This is a genomic window from Stenotrophomonas sp. ZAC14D1_NAIMI4_1 (assembly GCF_003086775.1).
GTDB lineage: Bacteria > Pseudomonadota > Gammaproteobacteria > Xanthomonadales > Xanthomonadaceae > Stenotrophomonas.
Genome location: NZ_CP026001.1, coordinates 1,727,617 through 1,750,159, shown reverse-complemented (window position 1 = coordinate 1,750,159; position 22,543 = coordinate 1,727,617). Strand labels below are relative to the sequence as shown.

Here is a 22,543-nt window from a genome sequence, read left to right as displayed (position 1 = left end):
GGCTTGGAGCTATGCCAAGAGATGCCAAGACTTGGGGTAACCCGGCCCGACTCGCTCCAACCGAAGCGCACCACCCTTCGATGCTGGTCGGCCCGTCGCCACGGCATTAAAGCCGAATGGCGAATCCCACGGATCACTGGCTCAGGAAGCTCGCTGCCATCATCAACCCCTAGGTTGAGGCCAATCCACTGGCCGGCTGGCAGCTTGAGGGTTCCCAGGCTCAGGCCTACAAACTTTCCGTCCGTCCCAGCCACGGCTTACTCCATTGGGGCCGGCACGACCCAGTCCTGCACAGCAGCGTTCACGTTTCCGCGATCGTCTAAGCCCACTACCAGGAGCTGCATGCCGAGCATGATTCGGTCGACCCGCCAGGTGCCGTCTGGCCGAGATCGAGTCGTTGCAATTACTTCAAACGTACGGCGATCCAGAACCATGATTCTGCCAATGGCGGGTTGGTTCAATATCCGCAACCGACCATCTGGAGCGTCAGGATCACTTGACACTGGCGCACTGCCAGCGAGAAAACCAAGGCCCGCCCATCTGCTGCCAGTGGAGCATCTGACACGCGCGATCTCTCGACCATTCACTGCCACCAGTCACCCCCTTGCTGAAAGATGACCTGCCCCTCCTGACTTACACCGGCACCAGAATAGATCCAAGCGACGAAGTTGACTGGAAACAGCGACGTAGCGCCCCCCATGCCTTGGCCCGCAGCCTGGCTGACCAAGGCCGGAAAGGGACGGTTATGCAGAGGCACAATGATTCCGGGGAGCTGGCCCCTGGGCCGAGTGCCCGTTTCGAAAATCTGGACGGCGCTGAACAACAAACCCTGACTGATGGGATCAGGGTAGGTGACAGAATAGAAGCTATCCCCGCCCCAAGCTGAGTAACTGCCCTGGCGATAGCCGCCCACCAAGTAGCCAGGTGCAGCCTGCGTCGGACTGGCGACGGTTGTGGGCAGGAACAGTGCGGGCCGACTGCCGTCCATAGCGCCATAGGAATTGAGCGTCGTAAAGATGTACTGGTCCAAGTCAATGTTTGATGCGAACGATGCAAGCCCGTTCGATGCGATGCACCAGTTGGCAGTGTCCCCCGCCTTGTAGGAAATGAAATCCCCAAAGAAGTACGGGTGATAGTTGTTTGCCGCCGGCCAAGGGTTGACGAACAGATAGATGATTCTTTCGTCGGCCACGATCAGCCATCTACGCGAGTTTCCGTCCAAAGCAGACGACTTGGCGACGACGACGCCATTCGCATTGGAGGCAAAAGAAGGGGTCGGGTTCTGACCATTGTCGAACCCAGTCATCGCCGAGAAGCCTCTTACGAAAGCGTATCCCGCGTTTCCCGCGGCGCCCGGGTCATCCACCTGAAGGTGAAAGCCTGTTCCAGAAACCGGACTATTGCGATAAACCCGCTTATTCGCTCCGGTGAATTCCTTCGTCCACCCTGCACCGTCCTTTCGTTCAACCCCGACACCGTAGCCGTCAACAAGCACAGCATCCAGCAAGGAAACCAAACTACCAGGTTGGCCGGAGAGCTGCGGAGCACCGCTGTCGGTGCTCATATAAACTTTTGCCATCTTATTGCTCCCCCGCCACATTGCCGACGACTTGCAGTCGAGTTGAGTCTGTCGCGCCCTCCGGAGTGCCCGGCAACGTCGTGCGAATCATCCACACGGGAGCCAGCCCACCCACCGTGTTGAAGCGCACTACGTTGTTGGTGGACCAGCCGCCGCCCCAGCCCTCCTTTCGCATCAGGAAGTACGGCTGATTGGTTCGCGGATTTACCGGCGCGAGGTCCGAGGTCGTCGCGCCAGTGGCGATCACACCGACCGTCTCACCGATCAGCTCGAACTGCGTAGCGGACGTGAACCGCACAGCCCAGCGCTCAGTGATCGCATCCGCATTGGTAACCACCAGAGGATAGTCAGTGTCGTTGTAGGTGCCCGGCGCCACGCTCCCGGAAGGCAGATCCGCCCACACGTTCGACCAGGCTGCCTGATCGAACAGGCTCACCACTCGCGCCTGCAGGTCCAGCGAGCCATTCGCCTCGCCCAGGCGAAGCGCAGTGCTGATCATCGACTCGCCAACCGGATAGTCATGAGTCAGGCCAGTGTTGATCTCGATCTCACCCGTGATCTGCGCCTGCACCACCAGCCGACGGTCCTCCACGCGATCACTGATCGTGATGGGCAGCGCATAGGCAGAGAGGTTCAGGGGATCACTGAACTTGAGCGTGCCCAGGTCGAGGTCCGCCACGAACCACGCCGCATCCACTGGTGCGCCGAGCGCGTCGCGAACCTCGATTGCAGCCACCCTCCCTCGGCCGAACGAAACCGCCTGGTTTGCCTGCGGCGAGGCCACCACATGCTTTGCGGTGTGGTGAATCAGAACGGTCTGCCCAGGCTTGAACGCCGGGGCGCGGCCATCGCTGGGCAACCGAACGGACGACAGGCCGATGACGACCTCCGAAAGCGGGATCGAGCGATAGACCACCGCGCCCATGTAGATCGATCCTGCTTTGACCAGCCCCGGCCGCCAGATCTGGTCGCCCTCTACCAGATCAGGATCGAACCAGGGCTGGCCTTCATTGCCAGCCACTGGCACCAACTGACCAAACTGCACCTTGGCAACACCGCTCTCCCAATCCACGGAACCCCGGATCTGGGTACCGGAAATCCTGCCGTTGATGTCGGCCGTCGCCGTGAGCAGCTCGCCGTCCAGCCGGTTAGCTCGCAGCGTAAACATACCCGGCCGCAACGGCGACCCTGGCGCGCGGAAGAAGCTGTTGGCAACGCCGGGGTCACCGATGCGCGTCAGCAGCGACTGGATCTGCACGCTGTTGGCGCCACCAGCCAGCCACTGGGTCAGGCTCACTACGCCGGCGCTGTAGTCGATGGTGCCAGCGTAAACACCCGCCCCGGTCAGCGGATCGACGGTGTGATAGAGGCCGCCGTTGCGATCCACGTAGGTACGGCCACGGAAGGTAAACCTCACGCTGCCAGGCACGATGCTGTCGCTGATGGTCGGCGTCAGCTGCAGAGACACCGGCGGAAGCTGCAGCGATTCTTCTGCCGATTCGGCTCCCGCGCTCGCGAGCGTCCAGCCAGCGGAGACCAGGGTGCCGGCCGAGAACTGCGCCAGCACGTCCACGCGGCCATAGCCCACCACCTTCAGTCTTCCCGAGCGCAGCTCGTATTGCGGGTAGGACACCTGGCGGACCATGAACTTGCCGGCCTGCAGGGTCACCACGCCGGTGCTGTAGTCGACGGCTCCCAGCGCCGTGGTCGCCGCTGTGTCGCCCACCGAGACTGCCACCAGGTTGCCGTTGCCGTCGTCCTTGGCGATAACGCGCATGGGCTGGGGCGCGGAGGCCAGATCGTAGGCGTCCCGCATCACGGTGATGACCCAGTCCAGCATCAACGAGCCCGGCCTGACCGGCCCCTGCGGCAGGCTGAAGGACACCAGCCCGTTGCCGTCTGGCGCGGGCTGCGGCGCGGCGTGAAGCGACTCTGCCCAGTCGTACTTGACCGCCAGTTGGGTGTTGGCGTCCGGCAGCGTCTCCAGCTGCAGCAGGCATTCGCCGGTAGCATAGACGACCGAGCCACGAAGCTGCCCGGCGATGAGCAGGCCACCGATGCCATCGTCGATCACGCTCACATCAGCGCCGCCCACCCGCACGGTAAGGCGCACGGTGCCAGGTGTCGCGCCGGAGTGCCCCAGCAGGAACCGCAGCGCAGGAGGCTGGATGTTGGCGTCACCCGCGCGGGCCTCCGCAATTGTCGAGGTGCCCCACGCAGAGATGATGCTGCTGTCCAGGTCGGGCAGCGCTCCTGTGGTCAGCACCAGAGAGCCGGTCACGTAGTTAACGGTGCCGCTGCCCTGCCCCGGCTTGCCAATAAGCTGGCCGCGGCCATTATCGGTCAGACGGTACCAGCGCCCGAGAGCACGGTAGTCCACAACTACGGTGCCTGGCGCCGGCAGCGGCTCAAGCTGCGTCAGCCAAACCATGCCTTGATTGTTCTGCGTCACCGCGACCTCATCGGTGAAGCCCTGCATGGGAATGGTGCCAGCGGGCGTCGCGGTGATGGTGACGCTGGTGCTGCCCGCACCGGTGGCGTGAACCAGCGATACTGCACCGGACTGGTAATCGACACTGCCCGCCCAAGGCGTCACAGCGGAAGATGCCAAGCCACCAGTGCCGTCATCCGCCAGCTCGCTGCTGCCGACCAGCACCTTCACACTTCCCACAGCCATGCCCGTGCCCAAAAAGCGGGTTACTGCAACGCCCGCCATGAAGTCGCTGCTGAAATTCAGCGCCAGGCTGTTTGCCGGACCCGAGGGAACATGGCTCAGCGTACCCATGCCGGCCAGCACGTCGCTCACGGCCGTCTCAGCGGTGGAGGTGGGGACGATCGGCACATAGGGCGAGTCGATCTGTACCGACAGGTCGCCGGGCTTCCCGACAGCCGTGAGCCGTTTCACGCTGTGATAGCTGGTTGCGTCGACCACATTGGTCTCATACACCCGGGTGCCTGGCTTCGTGGCCGAGTAGCGGATGACTTCCTGGCCGTAGAAGTTGAGCAGCAGCGCGTTGACCAGCTCGATCACCAGGACATCCCGCTCGAAGGCGCCTTGGTCATCAGTGAAAGTCCGCGTTGTCCGAGAGAGCACGTTCTTCACCCGTACGTACTGCTCCCCCAGGTCGCGGCCCGAGGCAGCCGCCGTCAGCAGGCTCAGGTTGTCGTTGATGTCCGGGCTCGGCGCATCCTTCGTGGTGTAAACCTGGATAGTCATCTGGCCGATGAAGTGGTCGCCCAGCAGAATGAACCGCGATTCGGTGCCGCGGGTGATATAGCTCTCCACGCGGTTCTTGGCGTCCAAACGCACGTCGCTGTAGGAGCCGGTAGCGAACATGGTCACCGTCACGCGCGAGTCGGATGGCGGGTCGATCAGCACCGCGATCGCATCCTTCAGTACGTCCGGACCCGGGGTGTCCACGTGGACGAACATCTTGCGCAGCGTGGAACGGCCGGTAGTCCGCTCTTCATCGCCGATGTCGGGGAACAGGTTGTTCATGGCCCCGTCGATGATCTCGGCCTGGACCATACGGCCTCCGCCATCCGGGTTGTCGGTCAGGCGCTGCGACTGGCGCATCTTGATATCAGTTGCAAGGATCGTCATTGGTCAGACCGTCATAAGGCGAAGGGTGATGGAGAAGTAGTCGGCATCGAGCGCCGGCACCGCGAATCGGCAGGGATCAGCCTCCACGGCGGCACCATCGGTCCGGCGCCACCGGACCTGGAAGGTGCGGTCGCCGCCGTTGTGCGCCGGCAGGGTCAGCGTCATCGGGGCAACCTGCAGCTGCCCGCTCAGCTCCTGCAGCTGGCGCAGCACATCCAGCTGCACCGGACCGACGTACGCCTGGCCATCGCGGGTGGTTTGCAGGGTGATCGGCCGACCGGACTGTCTCGCCGACTCCTGCACGATCAGCGCCCCGCTCAGGCTGGTACGGACCTGTTGCCCGATGCGCCACGCGGTGAACTCATCGGTCCACTGCAGGTCCGCCGGCAGCTCGACCCCGGCAAGCACGACCCGGCTCATCGGGCGCCCCTTACCGAGACCGCGCGGCTGCGCTCGATTCTGCGAAGCACGATCGGTGCGACCAGGCCAGCAATGCGCTCCGCCTGCTGGATCTCGGCCGCAGTGGCACCGGCCACCACTTCCTTGCTGGGAGCCTTCCAGTCGATGGTCAGAACCTGTTCCTTGTTGTCGCCGGCCTGGATGCGGGAGGCGTCTGCCTTGGCCTGCGCCTCAGCCTCAGCAAGGGCGGCGCGGCGGCGGTCTTCGGCCGCCTGCTTTGCAGCCCGCTCCTTTTCCAGCCGCTTGGACTCGATCTGGTTTTCCAGCTGCACGATGGCGTCCAGCTCGCTCGCTCCAACCATGTCAAAGCGCTCGGACAGCTCCTTCCGCTTACCGGATACCTCTTCCATGCCGTCCAGCAGCTTCTTCTGCTCCTCGGTGTATTTCGCCAGATCCTGTCGCTGCTCGAACAGCGCGTTCCAGACGTTGGCGAACTGCTGCAGGCCATTCGGCCCGTTCATCTGAGCAAGCAGATCCCTGGTGTGTTCCGAGATCTCACCCATATTGAGAGAGAACCCGCCGGCGGCGCTGGATGCGCTTTCCAGGCTACCGCCCGCACTGGACGCACTCGCCGCGACTTGATCCACGCCACTGCTGGCTTCGTCAGATGCCTGCTTGACGTCACGCAGTGCACCAGAAGCCCTCTGCGCCCCCTGTTCAACACGGCCCAGAGCCGACTCGCCCTTGGCACCAAGCTCACCCATTGCTTCGCCGGTCTCATAGATGGCGCCCTGAACATCCAGCTGGGACTCCACTTGAGCGCGCCGCCAGGCATCGCTGTCTGCCACGGCGGCTTTCGCCGTGTCGGCGTAAGCACGGAAGGCACGACGAACATCCTCGACCGAGGCCTTGCCGTTCGCAGCGCCCTTACGGATGGTCTCGAACGCTTCCCAAGCTGAATCGCGCGCAGCGTTCAGCGACTGCTGGGACTGGATCCCCAGCCGCTGGAACTCATCAGTCAGTGGATTCAGGCCTGCCTCGATCTCCCGCAGGCGGGCACGCAGCGCGGAGGCTGCTCGTGCAGCAGAGTCGAAGCCTACCCGCCCCTGCTCGCCGGCTGCCTGCAGCAGGTTGCCCAGCGCGCGCGCTTCATCCAGCGTGGCAACATTACCCAGCGCCGCCTTGAAGGCCGCCTCGATCTGGGTGCCCGTAGCCACCGCGTTCTCGGTGACGGCGCCGAAGGCGGAAATGGCGTCCCGGCCTGATTGGGTGAAGCTGACCCCCAGCTGGCCCGAGGCCACGCCGAGCTTGGTCATCGCCGCCAGCAAGGTGGTCTGCAGCACTGCCGCAGCATTCACGGCCGCCTGCGGCAACGAGTCGAACGCCGCCTGGGCAGCGCCCTGGAACCGGGCCAGCTCTTCGCCCGACAGCTGCTGCAGCGTCGCCAGCAGCCCGTCACGCACGTTGCGCTCTGCTGCGCCACCTTGGGTGGCAATGAAGCCCAAGGCCTCGCCTACGGAGGCAAGGGTGGCCGTGTCGGCGAAGTTGAGCCCGGAGAACATCTTCTGGATGGACTCGTTCGCCAGCTTGGCGTTGCTGCCGATGCCTTCGAGCTGCGTCACAACCTGCTGCGCCGCGCCGCCGATACCGTTTTTCATCGCATCGGCGGCAGTCTGGACGCCTGTTCGCAGCGCGGCGAATCCGGTCGATACGTCCAGCAGCTGCTGCGTCACCTGGCCCAGCTGCTGCAACTGCTCCGCCGTCGCCATGCCGGACTTCTGCTGCATCAGCAGGAAGCCTTCTTGAGCGGTCAGGTACTGCTCAAGCCCCGCCAAGCGCTTTTCGTAGGCCAGCCGCTCGGCCTCTCCCAGCTTGGAGACTTCCTCGGCCGACTTGATGACCACGTCACGATAGGCGATGAACTCCAACGACTGCTGCCGCAGCTGTGTCGCCGAGTCGCGCACCTGGTTGATGTACGCACGCTGCGCCTCACCCGCGCGCTTCAGGGCCGGGTCGTGATGCTTCCAGATGTCCTGGGCGACGATCTTGAGAGCGTCCAGGCCACCAATGGCCGCTTCCAGCCCCAGCACCGCCACGGTGATGGGCACGGCCTTCGGCAGGCCGCGCAACAGCGCGCCGAACCGGGTAATGCCTCGCCCGCCACTGGCAACTGCGGCGTTGTTGGCGATCTGGGCATTCGTGGCCGCGATCAGTCCAGCACGCCAGGCGTTCAGCTGGACCAGCGCACCGACGATCTTGAACTGGGCGTAGGCGGCTGCCATCAGCCCGATCACGCGAGCGTGGTCCACCACCCACTGCGTCGCGCCCTTCACCGCCTCGGCCATGGTGATGATGGCCTGCGCGGTCTGCTTGGCCCAGCGCGACAGGCTGCCATCGGCGGCCAGTCGATCCAGCGTCCCCAGCAGGGTGGTGAGCTGTTCCTTGAAGTAGGTCAGCACGCCCTGGTCGGCGACTTCCTGCTTCCAGTCCTTGAAGCGATCAGTGGCGGTCTTCCACAGGCCGGCAATGGTGCCCACCTTCGCGGCCGCCGCCGCGCCGCCGTAGGACTCGGCCAGCAGATCGAGGATGATCCCCTGCGCCTTGGCCACCTGGCCGGTTGCCTCCAGGCTCTTGATCAGCGCTTTCTGGCTGTCATCCAGCGTGAACCCCTGCTTGCTCAGGCTCTCCATCGCCTTGGACGGCGTTTGCAGAGCCTTGCCAACGGTCTCGGCCGACGACTCCAAGGAGATTTTCAGGCGTTCAGCCTGGTCGATAGTGACCTGCATCGCCGCGGGGAACTGCTCGCCCACGATGTTGGTGTAGGACAGCAGGCGCACCTGGGCAGCGCTGATCTCTCCATCGTCAAAGAGTCCACCCTGAAGCTCCTTGCGCATGGCAGCCAAGCTCTGCGCGGTGAATTCACCGGCTCGCCCTGTCGCCAGCAACGCTGCCTCCAGCTGGCCGACCTCCTGCTCGGCGTCGCTTCCTTCCTTGACGATGGCCTTGATGCCATCGACCACGCGGCTCAAACCAATGAACGCTGCAGCTCCGATGACAGCCGCTTTCAGCTTTCCGAACCAGCTGACCGTGCTCTCGGTGGCAGAGGCCAATTCGCCGCTGCCGGCGGCAGCATCAGCGGCGCGCTCGCGGTATTCGGCCAACGACTTCGCAGCCGCCCTGCTGGTGTTGGCCTGCTTCCGGAACGCGGCCTCGCCTTCCTCGATCTGCTGCTTGCGGCGGCGCCCGGCCTCGGCCTCGGCCGCAGCGGCGCGGGCCTGCTCGGTAAGGGCGGCCGCGCTGCGGGTGGCTTCCACACGTAGGCGCTGCTGGTGGTCGGCCAGGTTGGCCGTGTTGACGCCCAGCGCGGAAAGTTCGGTATCAGCCTTGGCAACCGCGTCCCACTGTTCGGTGAGCGCCTTCTGCAGCCGCTCGCCCTCTTTGCGCAGCTCGCGCTGGGCAGCCAGCACCTCACGCGATGGTTTGTCCATCTCGCCGATGCCGAGGCTGAGCGACAGGGCAGCCTGCTGGTTCTCCCCGAACTGCTTTTCCAGTTCTGCAAGGTCGGTCAGCATGCCTTCGAAGGCATCCGCCTTCGCTGCCGCCGCGTTCAGCCCGGTGAGCGAGTCGAGCAGCTTGGAGGCCTTGCCGGCGGTCTCGACCGACACGTCGCCCAGTTCGCCGAACGCCGCGCGCAGGTCGTCTACGCCCTCACGGCCTTGGGTTTCGATGACAACCCGAATTGCCTCTTCCAGCCGATCAGCCATTGGAGCTTCCGTTGATGCGCCACTGGCGGCGCAATTCAGTCACGTAGGTGGTGTGCAGCCGGTCCATCAGCCGACGCCGTGCGGTGAGTGCACGGCTGTTGCCGTCAGCGCCGGAGAGCATCTCGAAGGGGCTGGGCCCGCGAAGGATGCGAACCGGACCGCGGCCGTGGCGCTTCTGCGTGGCACGGTCCCAACTGCGCACGCGGATGGCCTTGCGGCCCTTGATCGTTGCAATGAAGGCACCGTCGTAGGTCTTCGCTTCGCCAAGGCCGATGCTGGCCGTGGCGCCCTTGGACTTGCGGCCGGTCCAGCGGCCACCGAACTCGATCAGCGAGATCTGCCGGGTGCTGGCCCAGATCGCCAGGAAGTCATCCCTGCCGCGCTTGCCCTTGCTGTAGCCCCGCTCACCCGTCTCCACCCGGTACTTCCCACGGAGGGCAGAAGCGCGGATGTTGTAGGAGGCACGGACTTCCTGCGTAGTAGCCGGCCCGGCGCGGCGCTGCAGACCGATGAAAGCTCGCTGCACCGACAGGTCGTAGCGGTTCAGCACTTCGCCAGCCAGGTCGGTCAGGCCGTGGAAGCCCTTCGCGCGACGGCCGCTGACGTAGTACTTGAGCAGGTTGTTGGCGCGATTGGATGCCACGAAGCCCTTCCTGATTCATCCCAGGAGGGCGCCACACAGGCGCCCTCCCCTTGCCGAGGTCAACAGCCCGCTCAGTCCGCCGACTGCGCCGCGATCTTGAAGGTGTAGAGATCGGCCTCGCCGGACTGGAAGATCACCGGCCCGGTCAGGGTCACCTGGATCGGCTCATCGCTGAACCAGTCCACATCGCCATCCACGGTCAGGTCGACGTTCGGGATCGTCAGCAGGCCTTCATCGCCACTGATGCGGTCCTGCATATCGCCCAGGATCTGGAAGGACTTGCTGGGCGTGGTGCCGCCGCTGATGGCGGTTTCCAGATAGGCGTCGTAGGTGTAGTTGGCCACCACGGTGTTGCCTGCCTGCAGCGCGCCGCCGGGCTTCGGGATCAACAGGCCATGCACCGAATCGAGGGTGTAGTCGGTGCCTTCCACCAGGTTGTCGGCACCCTTCTTGAAGACCGGCGCGGTGTCGGCCAGCAGGAAGTTGTGCGGCAGCTTGACCGGCGTATCCACGTTACCCACGGTCACGGACACGTCGGTGGCGGTACCGGCGGCGACCTGGGTGGCCACCAGGGTGCCGTACAGCATGCGGGCCAGGATTGCGGTCGGCACTTCCAGCGCGGTGATGGACACGCTGGTGACACCAGGGTTGGAGTCCTTGTGGATGATCTGCTGATAGCGCGCATCACGGCGCTTGCTCTTGATCTCCACCGAGTCGCCGGCTTCATAGCTGAACGTCAGCGACGACTGTTCCAGCGGCTGGTTACCGAACTTGTCGGCCGGCTCGGGGATGACGGGAATGCGGACGCCGTTCGCGCCGTGCTCCCAGAAACGCAGATCACCTGCGAACTTGCGGACTTTGGGCTGTGCCATGGTGTTGCTCCTACGGGTTCGGGTTGGGGACGGGCTCGAAGGTCTCGGTCAGACCAGCCCGCGCGGTGATCTGAGCGACGACGGCGGAGTGCCCTGCGTCGTCTTCCAGGGTTGCCATCTGGGTTGTCAGCAGTTCGAAGGCGGTGACGCCTATCGGCAGCATCTTGGCGTTCAGCGTCAGAGCGCGGATCAGGTCGTGCCTGGCACGGTGAACCAGCAGCCGTGGGTTCTCCCGACCACTCCCGCGAGGAACTTCGAACTCGATGGTGATAGCGGCGTCGGAGCTGGCCTGGGCGCTACCGCCGCCACTCCGCGAGAGCTGCTGGACCGAGATGACGGTGGCAGGCTCGTACTGGTCCTCGGGCACCTCATCATCGTCCACCACGATCAGCCCGCTCCCAATATCGGTGCGGAATCCGGCCGAGGTGCGGATCAGCTTCACGCGATCGCGCAAGAACTCGACCAGCTGCCAGGAGAGGGGCTCTGCCAGCTCAGGCACGGCGCACCAGCCACCGGCTGCGGGAGCCGTCGTCACTGAGCTTCTTCACGTTCACGAAGGCCTCCCCAGCTACCTCCAAGCGATCACCTTGCTCGGGATCGACATCGGCTCGCAGGTAGACAACCTCTACGCGGCCAGCAACGAACTGCTGCAGATCGCCGATGGTCTCCACATCCCGGTCGATGTAGATCCGCACACCCTCAGTCAAGGCGCCGGACTTCGCCGACTTGACCGTGGCGGTGGAAACCATGCCTGCGATTGCCAGCGCGCCATGAATGGTTGCGTCCATCTGGCGTAGGAAGTCACGTTCGCTCACCGGGCACCTCCCGAACACAGAAGCGCATACGCCTGCAGGCCCCTCACCTGGGCGTCGCACTGGGCGGCGGCGCCAACAGCTCGACCCGCACTTTCAATTCGGTCGTCGGCTCGACCATCAGGCTGGCTGGCGGCAGCGGCGGCCGCGGACAGCTCTGCGGTGGCGACGGATGCTTGCCAGCGCTGGTGCAGGCGCTGGTTCCCAGCGCGCAGATCAGCAACAAGGCGATCAGATGCTTTCTGTGCATCGCTCTTTTCCTTTTCGTACTGGGAAGCCAGGGCGTTCGCGGCGGCAGCGCTGCCGCGCTCGGCCTTAAGGGTTACGGCCACGGCATCAGCCTCAGCGCGGGCTGCGTCCCGTTCGCCTTCCATGGCATCACGGCTCGACGCAGCCTGGTCAGCCGCACGGTGTGCGCTGGAGACCGATCCGCGCTGCCATACGACGACGGCCAGCAGCAGGAGGATGGCGACGATGAGGGCGCGGATCATGCTGATTCCACCGGGTCTTCGGGGGGGATGACCGCACCAACTCCGCGCATCGCCGCCTCCAGCGACATGATCCGCAACCGCAGCCGGTGGGCCTGCTCTTGCGCGGTCATGCGCAGCTTGATCTCTTCAGTGAGCTTCATCGTCGTCTGAGCCTGCGACTCTTCCAGCGACTTCACGCGCTGGATGAGCCCATTGAGCAGATCCACGTTGGCATCGGTTTCGGTGCGGTCTTTACGACGCGCCAGCAGTGCCGTCCACACCTCCCGGAACAACCAGAGCGCGACGACGCTCCCGGCCGCCCACCAAGGCGCTTGGGCGGTAACGCCGCCGCCGACCATCAGCGCAGCGCCTCGGCTACGCCGGCGTCGATCACATCCTGCCGCCAGTACATGCCGCCGTTTTCGTGCCTGGCGATAGCGGTAGCCATACGGCTCAGGGTGACCGCGTTGTCCAGGCGGATGACTTCCGAGGGCGCGACGCCCACGGCAGTGGCAACCTGCTGGACATAGGCACCGGTGTTGTTTTCCACCGGCGGGGCCCAGCGCCCGATGATCTCCTTCACCGTGCGCAGGCCGTGCTTGCGCTGGTAGGTGAGCAGGGTTTTCGCCAGGGCGCGGAACCCGGCCTGCGGGGTCAGGAACACGCAGAAGCGCTGCTCGCGGGCGATTGCCGCGGCGGACCGATCCTCACCCTGCCACGGCGTGCTGGTGCGGTCGATGTTGCCAGGATTGTTGTTGCGTACGCCGCGCGGCGTGCTGGTGGTGCCCATGCGATCCCCCGTTGTCGCTGTGGAAGAACCGGCACCGCCCACGCCACCCGGGCGTATGTGAGCGGTGCCGGCCAAGACTTACGCCGACTTCAACGAGCCGGAGCCCGGGGTCAGCTTTGCGAACACGGTTGCCGTGCCGGTACCAGCGACGGCGACGGCCACCGCGCAGTTCTCCAGGTCGCCAGCATCGGCGCCGCTCACGATCAGCTGACCGGCCTGGGCGTCCCAGGTCAGGCCGGCACCTTCGAGGATGTTGGCGCTGGCAAGCTTCGGCAGTTCGAACACGCCCTCGATCTGGGCACTACCCTTGGCGCCAGCAGAAATGTCCACCAGCGCGACCGCCAGCAGCTTGCCAACGATGGATGCCTGGCCACTGACCAGGTTGGTGGCTGCGGTGATATCGATCACTGCACCCGGGAACTTGTAGTTCTTCGCCATGACGATGGTCCTCAGTTGGCGTCTTGCATGGATGAAGTCGGAGACCGCAGCTGCGGCAGGAGCGCCGCAGCTGCGTAGCCGGTTACTCGCCCGGGTTGTAGGCTGCGCCGCGCCAGCCCACTGCACCCACGCCGTACTTATGGACGACCTTCCAGCTGAGTCCGTCAGTCCGGAAGTTGGTCTCCTGCTCCAGCACCGGCGTCTGCACGCCATTGAGGAAGGCGACTTCGATCACCGGCTCCACGTTCGGATCAGCGAAGCCATACCAGCCCTTGCCGGTACCCAGGCGCGGGGAGGTGATGATGTCGCTGAAGGTTGCGCGCGAGGTGTTGTTGACCTGGAACCGACCGGTCACGTCCGGGTTGTACTCGCTGTTGTTCACCAGGGTCGCGCGGCCGTGCATGGCCACCGTGCCCAAGAAGCGCGACAGCGAGATGTCCAAGTAGTCGTTGCCACCCGGGTCCATCTGCAGCGCCATCAGCTGACGCATCGCGTCGAAGGAATCGACCGAGACGGCAGCACCGGCGGTGATGTTGCCGTGGGAGGCGTGGAACAGGGTGTTCCCGTCCTTCATGACCGGGCCCAGCCCGTCGTTCTGCTTCAGAACGTCATAGACGTCCTTTTCGATGGTGCGGCCTGCAGCCTGGCCCAGCGCCGTGGTGATGCGAACGAACGCGCCCAGGTCATCGTTCACCAGCACTTCCGGGGTGATCTGCAGGATGCGTCCCTTGCGGGCACCCTTGATGGTCTCGGCTTCACCATCACCCAGCACGCCGTTCTCATACTCGCCCGCTTCGTTGACCGGCTTCAGGTCGGAGAACGACGACAGGTGGTAGCGGCTGTGCGGGCGGTAGTCGGACAGCGTGCCGGTGGCGCAGAAGCGGGTCCAGGTGAACTGCTGCAGGTTGTAGGCGCCAACCAGCACCCGGTGCAGCACGTTCTCCAGCAGAACGGGGAAGTCGCTGGTGGTCTGCACAGCCAGAACGCGGCGCGCCATCTGCTCACGGTCCATGCCACGGGTGTTCACGCCGGCCTGGATCAGGGAGCGCTCGGCCAGCGCCATCAGCGTGGTGTGCGTGAAGGGGTTCCCGTTGCGGGCAGTCTCGGCTTCAGCACCGGTCAGCACGCCGGCACGGGCGAGCAGCGCGTTGACCTGGGCACGGCGCAGGTTGTCTTCCTCCGGCACCACGTCGGTGATGCTGGAGCTGAAGTTGCCGGCCAGCGGCTGCCCACCGGCCGCCAGCTTCGCCAGCAGCTTGCCGCGGGCGACATCCTCGGTAATCGCCGCATCGGCCAGGCACTCGGCCTCCAGTGCCTGGACGCCGCTGACCTCACGGAAGCCAGCGAAAACGGTGCGGATGGCCGTGTTGCGGGCCGAGATGGCCGCCATCACCTGCTCGACCGTGGCGCCCGGGGCCAGCGGAGCAGCCACGACAGGAGCGGCCGCGACCGGCGGAGCCGGAGTAGCGGATGCGGGCGATACAGGAGCGGCGAGGGCCGGTGCAGCCGGAGCGGTGCCCGCCTGCGCCATGATCAGTTGGCACTGCTGTTTCATGCTGGTTTCCTCAAGGTGGGCCACAACGGCCCGCTGGTGAACCTCGCGGAGCGAGGCGAAGGCTGAAGCGGTGGTGGTTGCCTGGATGTGCTTGCGCAGCAGGGCATGCACGGCGCCCTCAGTCCCGGAGATCGCGCTCACATAGGACAGCAGCGCTGCTGCCGCTACGGAGTCCGCAGGCTCGGGCTGCACGTCGGGAATGACTTCGCTGATCAGGCCCAACGCAAGCGCCTCGGCCGCGGTAAGCCAGTGGTCCTTGCGATCGGTAAGCATCGTCTCGATGTCGGCCGGGTTCTTGGCGCGGCCCGAGTACGTCACCAGCATCTGGCGCCCATACACATCGATCTGATCGGCCCGCTCGCGCAGGTCGCCAGCGAAGCCCCAGCCACCGCCCTGCGGGCCGTGCAGCATCAGCATCGTGTTCTCATGCATGCGGCGGGAGCTGCCAGCCATGGCGATCAGGCTGGCGATGCTGGCTGCAACACCGTCCACGGTGACGTTGATCGTCGCCGGGTGCTGCTTCAGGGCGTTGTAGATGGCCAGCCCATCGGTGACCACGCCACCATCGGAGTTGATGCGAACGTTGATCACGCTTGCAGTCGTCCCGGCCAGCTGCTCAACCACGCTGGCAGCAGTGACGCCCTCACCCCAAAAGTAATCGCCGATTGGGCCATAGATCAGCAGCTCGGCCTCACCGCCGCTGGTGGTGTTCAGCGCGAGGACCGATTTTCCCTTCGCCTCCGGCTGCAGAGCCTCGATGTCGCTTGCGTCGAATGCGAAGGTCGCAGCCAGGACGGCGCCAAGCGCCGCTGCCATGACGTTGCGGGTGAGGTGATTCATTGCACATCCTCAGAAGTGGTTGGAATGGAACTGGCATCAGGGTTGGCCTGGGCCACGCCGGCGTCACTCACCTGGCCTGGATCGCTGTCCAAGGTGATTCCAAGGTCACGCGCCCACTTACGTTCGTTGCGGATCTCTTCCAGCGTGTCGTACATGCGACCGCCTCGCTCGCTGATGACCGACGTGAGCGAGCGGATTCCGGCGCGGATCATCATGCGAAGGCCGGTCGCTTCATGGACCGGGTTGATCCACGGCATCACAGGCGGCATGTACATCGCATCGGTGATCGTGGTCAACGAAACGCCGCTCGGAACGACCAGAGCGCCGGAGGCAATTGCAGCCTGGATGAAGCGCTCGTAGATCGGCCGCACGATCTGCGAGATAACCTCATAGGCCAGAACACCGTATGCGCCGTACTGCTCAACCAGCTCCTGCCGCTGCGCGGAATATGTGCCGTTGTAGTTCTTCGACAGCGACGAGAACGAAACCCGCATACCGCCGGCTACAGCACGCAGCTGCCCGTTTCGGTAGGTCTCCAGGTTGGGGTTGGGGCGATTGGTATCGACGGTACCAACGCTCTCACCCTTCACCAGGTCATCGAACACCATGCCGGGCTGGAAGCGCATGGTCCTGCGTTCCGGCACCGTCTCGTTCTCGCCGTAGCTCTGCGCATCACCCTTGATGATGAAGGCAGCCATGCTGGCCGCGATCTTGGCGGCGACGCGCTCGGATTCCTCGTAGTCCTTCAGGTCATCCAAGCGGGTCAGGACTGACGCCAGCAAACTGACACCGCGCACCTGGCCGATGCGATCCACCATCTTGGCGTGGTGGACGAAGTCAGCGCTCACGCGCTTCACCTCCGGCATGATCGCGTTCGGGTCGCCGGGATGCTGTTTGTACAGGTGGTACGCGATGGGGCGATTCCATGCGTTTCGCTCCACGCCCTGCAGGATGTTCCGGCCGGGATCGTTGAGATCCATCGGCAGAAGATCAGGCTCCATCATCTCGATGCTGTAGGGCACAACGGTGCCATGGTCGAGATAAGGGACCGGCCCGATCAGATCCTGGTAAAGAACCTCTCCGTCGCGGAACAGGGTCCGGGTCATCAGGCGCTGTGCCGCGCCGAAGTCATGGCACCAGGTGACCTCCGGGCGCTTCCAGAAGTCCCGCAGCAGCGGGGCAATCTGATCGACCAGGGATTCCACGATGTTCCCGTTCGCGTCGCGCGGCTGCGGCTCGATGCCGATGCCATCGCGCCCGATCACGTTCTGGACCATCTGATTAAAGCCGTTGACCACGATGTCGTGGTTACGGTCGAGGTGCCGCGCCTGGGTGCGGATGCGAGTCGCACCGCTAGCCACCGCCGTGTTACCGGAGCCAAATTCACGCGCGGCCTCTCGCAGGCGGCTGGGCGTGGCACCGTCGTAAGCGCTGCTGTAGGCCGCAATGCGCGCACGCGCCATTGCACGCTTCGCACCCCAGCTGGGCGCTACGGCAGCAATCGCACGGTCAAGACGGTTCACTCACGCCCCCGGAAGTCTGCAAGCGCCACAGATACGCGGCTACCGCCTCGCGCCTGCATGCTCACCTTGGCCTCCCATTCGCGGCGGCCTGCGCGGATCTCCGCCAGGTCCGCGCGGTTCAACTGCCGCTCGCCCATGCGGAACGACTGTCCCTGCAGTACCGCCACTTCGGCGGCCAGGTACATATCCAGCATGGTTTGAGCGGGCGTCGGCATGGAACTAGTTTGGAGACGGAGCTGTCTCAACCGTTACCAGCGAAGTGAGACGACCACCGCGCAGCGCTTCGTAGAATCAGACACTTACAAGACGGCCGTCTCAATCTTTGCCAGAAGGTGAGACGGCCTCCGGATTCGTCAGCCGACTCTGGACGGTTTCGGCAGTCCACCCGGGAACATTCGATACAACGCGGCTCGCGATACACCGTGCCGGCGGCAGACCAGTCGCCAGTCCTGGCCTTCAGCCAGCTCCGTGCGAATCACCTCCACTCGTGAGCACGGCTTGTCCTGCGCGGCAGCCTTAGGGATGTGCAGGCGCTCACCACCGTACTCAGTCTGCAGAACGGTCATCACCGCCGTCGCGTAGGGCATGGCGTGCTCCTCGTTCAGACCCGTCTGCTCGACAATCCCGCGGACCACCAGCCGACGCAGCTGCTCCGCCGCGTCAATGTCACGCGAGTTGCTCATAGGCGGCTGCTCCAACCGCTCGACCCGAAGTCGTCGCGCGACGTTTCACGGGAATCGCGCGCCACTCGCACGGGCGCCGGCGAGGGCTTCTTCTCGACCTGTGCCACTGGCCTCACAGGCACAGCAACGACAGCCCCAACTGCGGGAACGTCCGCAGCAGGCGGAAGGCTGAACAAATCGTTCTCAGGCTGCACCTGCTCCTCCAACTGATCCCACCACTTCGCCTTTTTGGGCCCCCACAGATCGAGCCGTTCCTCCAGCCATATCTCGTAGGTCAGGCAGTCCTTGACCTCGATCCGCTTTCGCGTAGCAGTCCACCTGGACTCAGACCCGCCCTTCATCCTCCGCGTCGCACGGATCTCGCCCGCCAGCTGCTTGAACCACTCGGGCGAGAGCTGATTGGAGAGGTGCACATAGCCAGGCCCCGGGGTGGCGACGTCCAGCCTCGACTGGAACCTGTCCTTTGCGAGGTTCGTACCCACGTGCCAGAGCACTGGCCCGTGCTTCTCGATGCGGCCGTTGAAGCGGTAGCTCACACGGCTGTTGCCATTCTCAATGGACCGCTCCTGGCCACTGTAACCCTTGACGGCATACACACGCAGCGCCTTCAGCTTGTGCGCGAACGCATACACAGCGTCAGCGTGGTGACCACCGGAGTCGATGGCAGTGGCGTAGATCCGCTGCGCCCGGCCGCCGGCGTGAGTGTATTCCTGCTCGCGCAAGAACGCCTCCGCCTCGTTCCAGACTTCCATCTTGGCGGGGTTGCCGAAGAACACGCGGTGGTCGATGGTCCACATCTGACCACCCCGCCCCACGCCCCATATGCCGGCCTCAAGCCGATTGTCCTGGGTATCCATGCCACACAGGAGCAGCAAACAGTCCCGCGGCATCGTCTTCAGCGGGAATGGTTCCGCCCGGTTAGCCAGCTCATCGGCATCGGTCCGCTCGACCTCTCCCTCCCAGGTCTCACCAAGAGTCGTGTTGGTCCACGCTTTCAGCTTGCTGTCGTCACCCTCCTGGTGCTTGGCGTACGCCTCCAAGAACTCGCGGACAATCTGCTGCCAGGCGACCGCCGGGCTGTACGCGGTCCAGATGTGAAGCGCCACATGCCGAGGGGCCGGGACTACCTGGTCGTCTGGCGTGGTGAAACGGCCATCGGCGCGGAGCCAGATGTCACCGCGCGAGTTAACCCATTCTCCCTGCTCAGCGGCCAGCAGGTACTCACCCTGCGTCATCGGGTAGGTGCAGTGCGGACAGAGGTGGTACACGTGAACGACGCCACGATCTGCATCGCGCTCGAACTTGAACCCGTGCGCTTCGTCCTTGCCACCCCAGGTCAGCGCATGGAAGGCATCGCACTGCGGGCAGCGCACCTGATAGGTGAATCGCTCATCCGCCTGCGAGTAGCGAGTGTCCACCAGGCTGAAGCCCTTGAGCTTCGGGGTGCTCCCAGCCACCAGCTTGGGGAAGGTCGCACCTTCCAGACGCTTGGCCGCCAGCGAGTCCGGCGCGCCCTCCTTATCGATGTCGTTGTCGAAGGCATCAAGCTCATCCAGCAACGCGACATCCACGGAGATACGACGGTAGTTCTTCGCGGCCTTGCCACCGCGCACGCGCAGCAACGAGCCGATGAACTTCTTCTGCTGCAGCGTGTTGTCTTTGTGCCGGGCCAGGTAGGCCGGGAATACTGCGCGCATGCATTCCACGTCGCGCAGCATCGGCTCCAACTCTGATTTCACGAAATCGTCGGAGTCATCGTCGGTGGGTTGCCAGATGCACTGGTTACGGCGGCGGTGCTCTGCGTTGTAGCCAAGGAAGGCGAGCAGGATCTTGGTGTAGCCAACACGCGCCGACTTCTTCACCGAGACCTCAGCCACGTCATCGTTGCTGATCACCGCCATCATGCCGCGCTGGAACGGCCACGGAGTCCACTTCTGCTCGACGTAGCTCGATTCGGCGGAGAGATAGAAGTGCTCCCGAGCCCAGGCTTCCAGCGTGATCGGCTCCTGAACCGCCCAGGATGCGAGCCCGCGCTGGAGATGCCGCTCCACGGCCTGCAGCTGGCTTGCATCGATTCCACGAAGAAGCGTCATTCGCCTTGATCCTCTGCATCCACCGGCGTCACCGTGGCCACGTCCTCATCCGCGTCATCATCGGCATCCACGTCAGCCAGGCGCATCGACGCGGCGAGGTTCCGCGCCTTGGCGACAATCTGAGCCACGACCTCGACATCTGCTGCCTTCAACTGCGGAAGCCGGCGGCGCAGCGTGCCCGGGATCGTCTCAAGGATGCGACCCGCCCGCGCGCCAACCTTCGACAGCACCTGCTCCATGAGATGCGCCGGCGCCAGCTCGCCCCGGGTCACAGCGTTCTGCATCGCCAAGCGGTCAGCCTGCTCACGCGCCAGCCGGGCTCGTTCGGCGGTCAGATCCTTGCCCGCCTCGCCGCCGCGGCCCGCAGCGACCTCTCGCAGGTGGTCGCAGTAGGCAAGCAGCCACTCATCGCCGGCAGCACCATCTGCCAGTACGCCACGACGCACCAGGTCGCTGACTGCCTGCTGGGAAATGCCCACCAGATCCCCGAAGGCGCCCTGTTTCATCGGGCTGCTCAGATCAGAAACCACTACAACCCCCTTGGAAATGCTTCATGACTAGGCACAAATTGCGCGACCGAATACCCGTGGAATCTGAGGCTGGGGAGGACCCATCGACCTGCCCCCACCCCCCTGCCCCACCCGCCTGATGACCCAAACGATGATTCGCGTGGAACATGCTGGCTGTCCCGACCGTCCCAACCATCAATGCGGGTCTGGACGCTCAAAACCCGCGCCGTTTCTAAGCCGTCCATACTGTCCATACCGTCCACACCTATTTTTTTGATTTGAGTGATTGAGAAGTGAGCCGGTGTGTCGGTACATGTACGCGCGCGAGAAAAGGTGTGGACGGTCGGGACGGCGCTGGCGCAGTAGGCGGCAGGTCTGGTCAGTGGTTTGGACGGGTGTGGACGGAGCCGGGGAGGTCTGGTCAGAAGTCAGGTCCACTGCGGGCCTCCTGCCTTGACCGCTGAGCGGTTGCCAGCCAGTCATCAATCGTGAGACCAGGCCTGAACCACCGTGGCTCTCGCCCACCATCGGGCCAGCGCCTGCGCTGCTGCTCCCAGCCCAGCGTCTTCATGATGGCCGCCACCCGCATCTGCTCGGGCTTGCCGTGCTTTCCGGGGTCCAAGCCGATGGCGTACGTCAGCAGGTTGTCCGTGGTTGCCCAGTCGATCTCCGACGCCATCGCCAGGCGTATCGGGTACTTGCTCGGCTCCATCCGAACGTCGAGCCATTGCTCAACCCTGCCCTCCCAGCTGTCGCCCACGTACCTGCTGGCCTGCTCTTCCTTCGCATCGGCCGGCAGCTCCCACCACTCGAACCCAGCGTCGAACATGGTCACAGCCTCGGCCCAGAGCTGGTCGCGCAGTGTTGCGATCTGTGCGATCTGCACGTCCCCGTCCGTTCGCACGGGGAGGAAGCGCCGGCCACCGGTAGGGTCGCGCAGGTACTGATGCTCGTTCGTGGTGCCAGCGAACACGCATTCGCGGCGGTAGGACCGGGGCACACGCTCATAGGGCGCGCGGAACTTGTCCACGCGCCTGGTGATGGCGGTCTTTACGCTGGTCACGTCTGCCTTCGAGAACGAGTCCATCTCGCCAATCTCGACGCCCCACGCCCCTTGGATGACCTGGTAGAAGTCTTTGCTGCTGGGAGATTCGCTGGTCTCGACGAACCATTCGCTGCCAAAGATCGCGCGCAGGGCGCTGGACTTCCGCTTGCCCTGCTCACCTTCCAGGACCAGCATGAAGTCCACCTGTGCGCCCACGCTGGGCTGCTTGGCGTCTACCCACAGGATGCGTGCCACGGCACTTACCATGAAGCACTGCGCTGCGCGCAGGCTGTAGGCATTGTCCGCCGCGCCGAACAGCTCAACGAGCATCCGCTCGACGCGGGGTACCCCATCCCATTCCAAAGCACCGAGGTAATCCTTGATGGGATGACGGCGGTGCCGGCGTGCGACGGCGATGACCGCCTTCAACACCAGGTCATCGCTGCACTTCATCCAGTAACGGTCCGGGTGCTGCAGCCAGGCCGCCAGCTCGTAGGCATCCGAGTCGATGAACTCATCCCGGCTGCCGCCCGTCCACGGCGGATCTCTGTGCAGCTTCACCTGATTGCTGGAGTCGTTGAGCCACCACAGCCCCCTCAACCGATCATCGTTTTCCATGATCAGGATCAGGTTGTGCAGCGTCCCCTCGACGTTGCCGTCTCGATTTCTGGTGAGGTTCGACTTCCAGGCATCGGGATCTACCCCGCCATCGCCTGGCGGTGGCGCGCCGCCACCATCGATCACCGTCATCCTGCGCCTTGTCCCCACGCTCATTGCCGCATTGCCTTTTCGTAGCCCCGCGCCAGGCGCAGGTATTCTCTTGCCCGCTCCCGGCGCAAGCGCCTGGAGTGCTCATGTGGGTTTTCCAGTGCCGCCTGCGCAGCCAGCCGGTAGGCACGGGCAAGCTTGGCGTCGGAGTGCAGC

The 22,543-nt window shown here is 64.5% G+C and carries 19 protein-coding genes; all 19 read right to left on the bottom strand.

Annotation, left to right across the window (positions count from 1 at the left end; translation table 11 throughout):
- Positions 1-583 precede the first annotated feature (583 nt).
- Positions 584-1,564 carry a hypothetical protein gene (locus C1927_RS08145; protein ID WP_159095330.1) on the bottom strand — a complete coding sequence of 327 codons (981 nt, stop codon included), beginning with the start codon at positions 1,562-1,564 and terminating at the stop codon, positions 584-586.
- Positions 1,565-1,580: 16 nt separating this feature from the next.
- Complete coding sequence (locus tag C1927_RS08140) at positions 1,581-5,183, bottom strand: hypothetical protein (RefSeq protein WP_108746405.1); 3,603 nt, start codon at positions 5,181-5,183, stop codon at positions 1,581-1,583.
- Positions 5,184-5,186: 3 nt separating this feature from the next.
- Positions 5,187-5,603 (bottom strand): hypothetical protein, encoded by a 417-nt coding sequence (locus C1927_RS08135; protein WP_108746404.1) that lies wholly within the window; start codon positions 5,601-5,603, stop codon positions 5,187-5,189.
- Complete coding sequence (locus C1927_RS08130) at positions 5,600-9,346, bottom strand: phage tail length tape measure family protein (protein WP_108746403.1); 3,747 nt, start codon at positions 9,344-9,346, stop codon at positions 5,600-5,602. The genes C1927_RS08135 and C1927_RS08130 overlap by 4 nt, the downstream gene beginning before the upstream one ends.
- Positions 9,339-9,989, bottom strand: coding sequence for a hypothetical protein (locus C1927_RS08125; protein ID WP_108746402.1), 651 nt, complete (start codon positions 9,987-9,989; stop codon positions 9,339-9,341). Before C1927_RS08125 ends, C1927_RS08130 begins: the two co-directional genes overlap by 8 nt.
- A gap of 71 nt (positions 9,990-10,060) precedes the next feature.
- Complete coding sequence (locus tag C1927_RS08120; protein ID WP_108746401.1) at positions 10,061-10,861, bottom strand: hypothetical protein; 801 nt, start codon at positions 10,859-10,861, stop codon at positions 10,061-10,063.
- Positions 10,862-10,871: 10 nt separating this feature from the next.
- Positions 10,872-11,360: a hypothetical protein gene (locus C1927_RS08115; RefSeq protein ID WP_174208680.1), complete on the bottom strand. Its 489-nt coding sequence runs from the start codon at positions 11,358-11,360 to the stop codon at positions 10,872-10,874.
- On the bottom strand, positions 11,353-11,676 hold the full coding sequence (locus C1927_RS08110) for a hypothetical protein (protein ID WP_108747797.1): 324 nt from the start codon (positions 11,674-11,676) through the stop codon (positions 11,353-11,355). The genes C1927_RS08115 and C1927_RS08110 overlap by 8 nt, the downstream gene beginning before the upstream one ends.
- On the bottom strand, positions 11,673-12,164 hold the full coding sequence (locus C1927_RS08105; protein ID WP_108746400.1) for an endopeptidase: 492 nt from the start codon (positions 12,162-12,164) through the stop codon (positions 11,673-11,675). Before C1927_RS08105 ends, C1927_RS08110 begins: the two co-directional genes overlap by 4 nt.
- Positions 12,161-12,502 (bottom strand): hypothetical protein, encoded by a 342-nt coding sequence (locus C1927_RS08100; RefSeq protein ID WP_108746399.1) that lies wholly within the window; start codon positions 12,500-12,502, stop codon positions 12,161-12,163. Before C1927_RS08100 ends, C1927_RS08105 begins: the two co-directional genes overlap by 4 nt.
- Positions 12,502-12,933, bottom strand: a complete 432-nt coding sequence (locus C1927_RS08095) for a structural protein P5 (RefSeq protein WP_108746398.1) — start codon at positions 12,931-12,933, stop codon at positions 12,502-12,504. The genes C1927_RS08100 and C1927_RS08095 overlap by 1 nt, the downstream gene beginning before the upstream one ends.
- 78 nt (positions 12,934-13,011) lie before the next feature.
- Positions 13,012-13,371 (bottom strand): capsid cement protein, encoded by a 360-nt coding sequence (locus C1927_RS21390; protein WP_159095329.1) that lies wholly within the window; start codon positions 13,369-13,371, stop codon positions 13,012-13,014.
- A gap of 82 nt (positions 13,372-13,453) precedes the next feature.
- A complete protein-coding gene (locus C1927_RS08085; RefSeq protein ID WP_254051557.1) occupies positions 13,454-15,766 on the bottom strand; it encodes a ClpP-like prohead protease/major capsid protein fusion protein in 2,313 nt (770 codons plus the stop codon).
- The gene (locus tag C1927_RS08080; protein ID WP_108746395.1) at positions 15,763-17,229 is read right to left on the bottom strand and encodes a phage portal protein; all 1,467 of its coding nucleotides are present in this window, start codon (positions 17,227-17,229) and stop codon (positions 15,763-15,765) included. Before C1927_RS08080 ends, C1927_RS08085 begins: the two co-directional genes overlap by 4 nt.
- 56 nt (positions 17,230-17,285) lie before the next feature.
- Positions 17,286-17,483 (bottom strand): primosomal replication protein PriB/PriC domain protein, encoded by a 198-nt coding sequence (locus tag C1927_RS08075; RefSeq protein ID WP_254051556.1) that lies wholly within the window; start codon positions 17,481-17,483, stop codon positions 17,286-17,288.
- A gap of 159 nt (positions 17,484-17,642) precedes the next feature.
- Positions 17,643-17,972 (bottom strand): hypothetical protein, encoded by a 330-nt coding sequence (locus C1927_RS08070; protein ID WP_108746393.1) that lies wholly within the window; start codon positions 17,970-17,972, stop codon positions 17,643-17,645.
- Positions 17,969-20,065 carry a terminase gpA endonuclease subunit gene (locus C1927_RS08065; protein ID WP_108746392.1) on the bottom strand — a complete coding sequence of 699 codons (2,097 nt, stop codon included), beginning with the start codon at positions 20,063-20,065 and terminating at the stop codon, positions 17,969-17,971. The genes C1927_RS08070 and C1927_RS08065 overlap by 4 nt, the downstream gene beginning before the upstream one ends.
- Positions 20,062-20,571, bottom strand: a complete 510-nt coding sequence (locus tag C1927_RS08060) for a terminase small subunit (protein ID WP_108746391.1) — start codon at positions 20,569-20,571, stop codon at positions 20,062-20,064. Before C1927_RS08060 ends, C1927_RS08065 begins: the two co-directional genes overlap by 4 nt.
- A 424-nt stretch (positions 20,572-20,995) precedes the next feature.
- Entirely contained in the window at positions 20,996-22,369 is a 1,374-nt protein-coding gene (locus C1927_RS08055; protein ID WP_254051555.1) for a VapE domain-containing protein, read from the bottom strand.
- Between the last annotated feature and the right edge of the window lie 174 nt (positions 22,370-22,543).

What these genes read in the sequence shown, in the direction of transcription:
- C1927_RS08065 (WP_108746392.1), bottom strand. Translation starts at nt 20,065, where the DNA reads ATGACGCTTCTTCGTGGAATCGATGCAAGCCAGCTGCAGGCCGTGGAG.
- C1927_RS08095 (WP_108746398.1), bottom strand. Translation starts at nt 12,933, where the DNA reads ATGGGCACCACCAGCACGCCGCGCGGCGTACGCAACAACAATCCTGGC.
- C1927_RS08135 (WP_108746404.1), bottom strand. Translation starts at nt 5,603, where the DNA reads ATGAGCCGGGTCGTGCTTGCCGGGGTCGAGCTGCCGGCGGACCTGCAG.
- C1927_RS08080 (WP_108746395.1), bottom strand. Translation starts at nt 17,229, where the DNA reads ATGGCGCGTGCGCGCATTGCGGCCTACAGCAGCGCTTACGACGGTGCC.
- C1927_RS08105 (WP_108746400.1), bottom strand. Translation starts at nt 12,164, where the DNA reads ATGATCCGCGCCCTCATCGTCGCCATCCTCCTGCTGCTGGCCGTCGTC.
- C1927_RS08055 (WP_254051555.1), bottom strand. Translation starts at nt 22,369, where the DNA reads ATGACGGTGATCGATGGTGGCGGCGCGCCACCGCCAGGCGATGGCGGG.
- C1927_RS08140 (WP_108746405.1), bottom strand. Translation starts at nt 5,183, where the DNA reads ATGACGATCCTTGCAACTGATATCAAGATGCGCCAGTCGCAGCGCCTG.
- C1927_RS08100 (WP_108746399.1), bottom strand. Translation starts at nt 12,502, where the DNA reads ATGGTCGGCGGCGGCGTTACCGCCCAAGCGCCTTGGTGGGCGGCCGGG.
- C1927_RS08085 (WP_254051557.1), bottom strand. Translation starts at nt 15,766, where the DNA reads ATGAATCACCTCACCCGCAACGTCATGGCAGCGGCGCTTGGCGCCGTC.
- C1927_RS08070 (WP_108746393.1), bottom strand. Translation starts at nt 17,972, where the DNA reads ATGAGCAACTCGCGTGACATTGACGCGGCGGAGCAGCTGCGTCGGCTG.
- C1927_RS08075 (WP_254051556.1), bottom strand. Translation starts at nt 17,483, where the DNA reads ATGCTGGATATGTACCTGGCCGCCGAAGTGGCGGTACTGCAGGGACAG.
- C1927_RS08145 (WP_159095330.1), bottom strand. Translation starts at nt 1,564, where the DNA reads ATGAGCACCGACAGCGGTGCTCCGCAGCTCTCCGGCCAACCTGGTAGT.
- C1927_RS08130 (WP_108746403.1), bottom strand. Translation starts at nt 9,346, where the DNA reads ATGGCTGATCGGCTGGAAGAGGCAATTCGGGTTGTCATCGAAACCCAA.
- C1927_RS08120 (WP_108746401.1), bottom strand. Translation starts at nt 10,861, where the DNA reads ATGGCACAGCCCAAAGTCCGCAAGTTCGCAGGTGATCTGCGTTTCTGG.
- C1927_RS21390 (WP_159095329.1), bottom strand. Translation starts at nt 13,371, where the DNA reads ATGGCGAAGAACTACAAGTTCCCGGGTGCAGTGATCGATATCACCGCA.
- C1927_RS08060 (WP_108746391.1), bottom strand. Translation starts at nt 20,571, where the DNA reads ATGAAACAGGGCGCCTTCGGGGATCTGGTGGGCATTTCCCAGCAGGCA.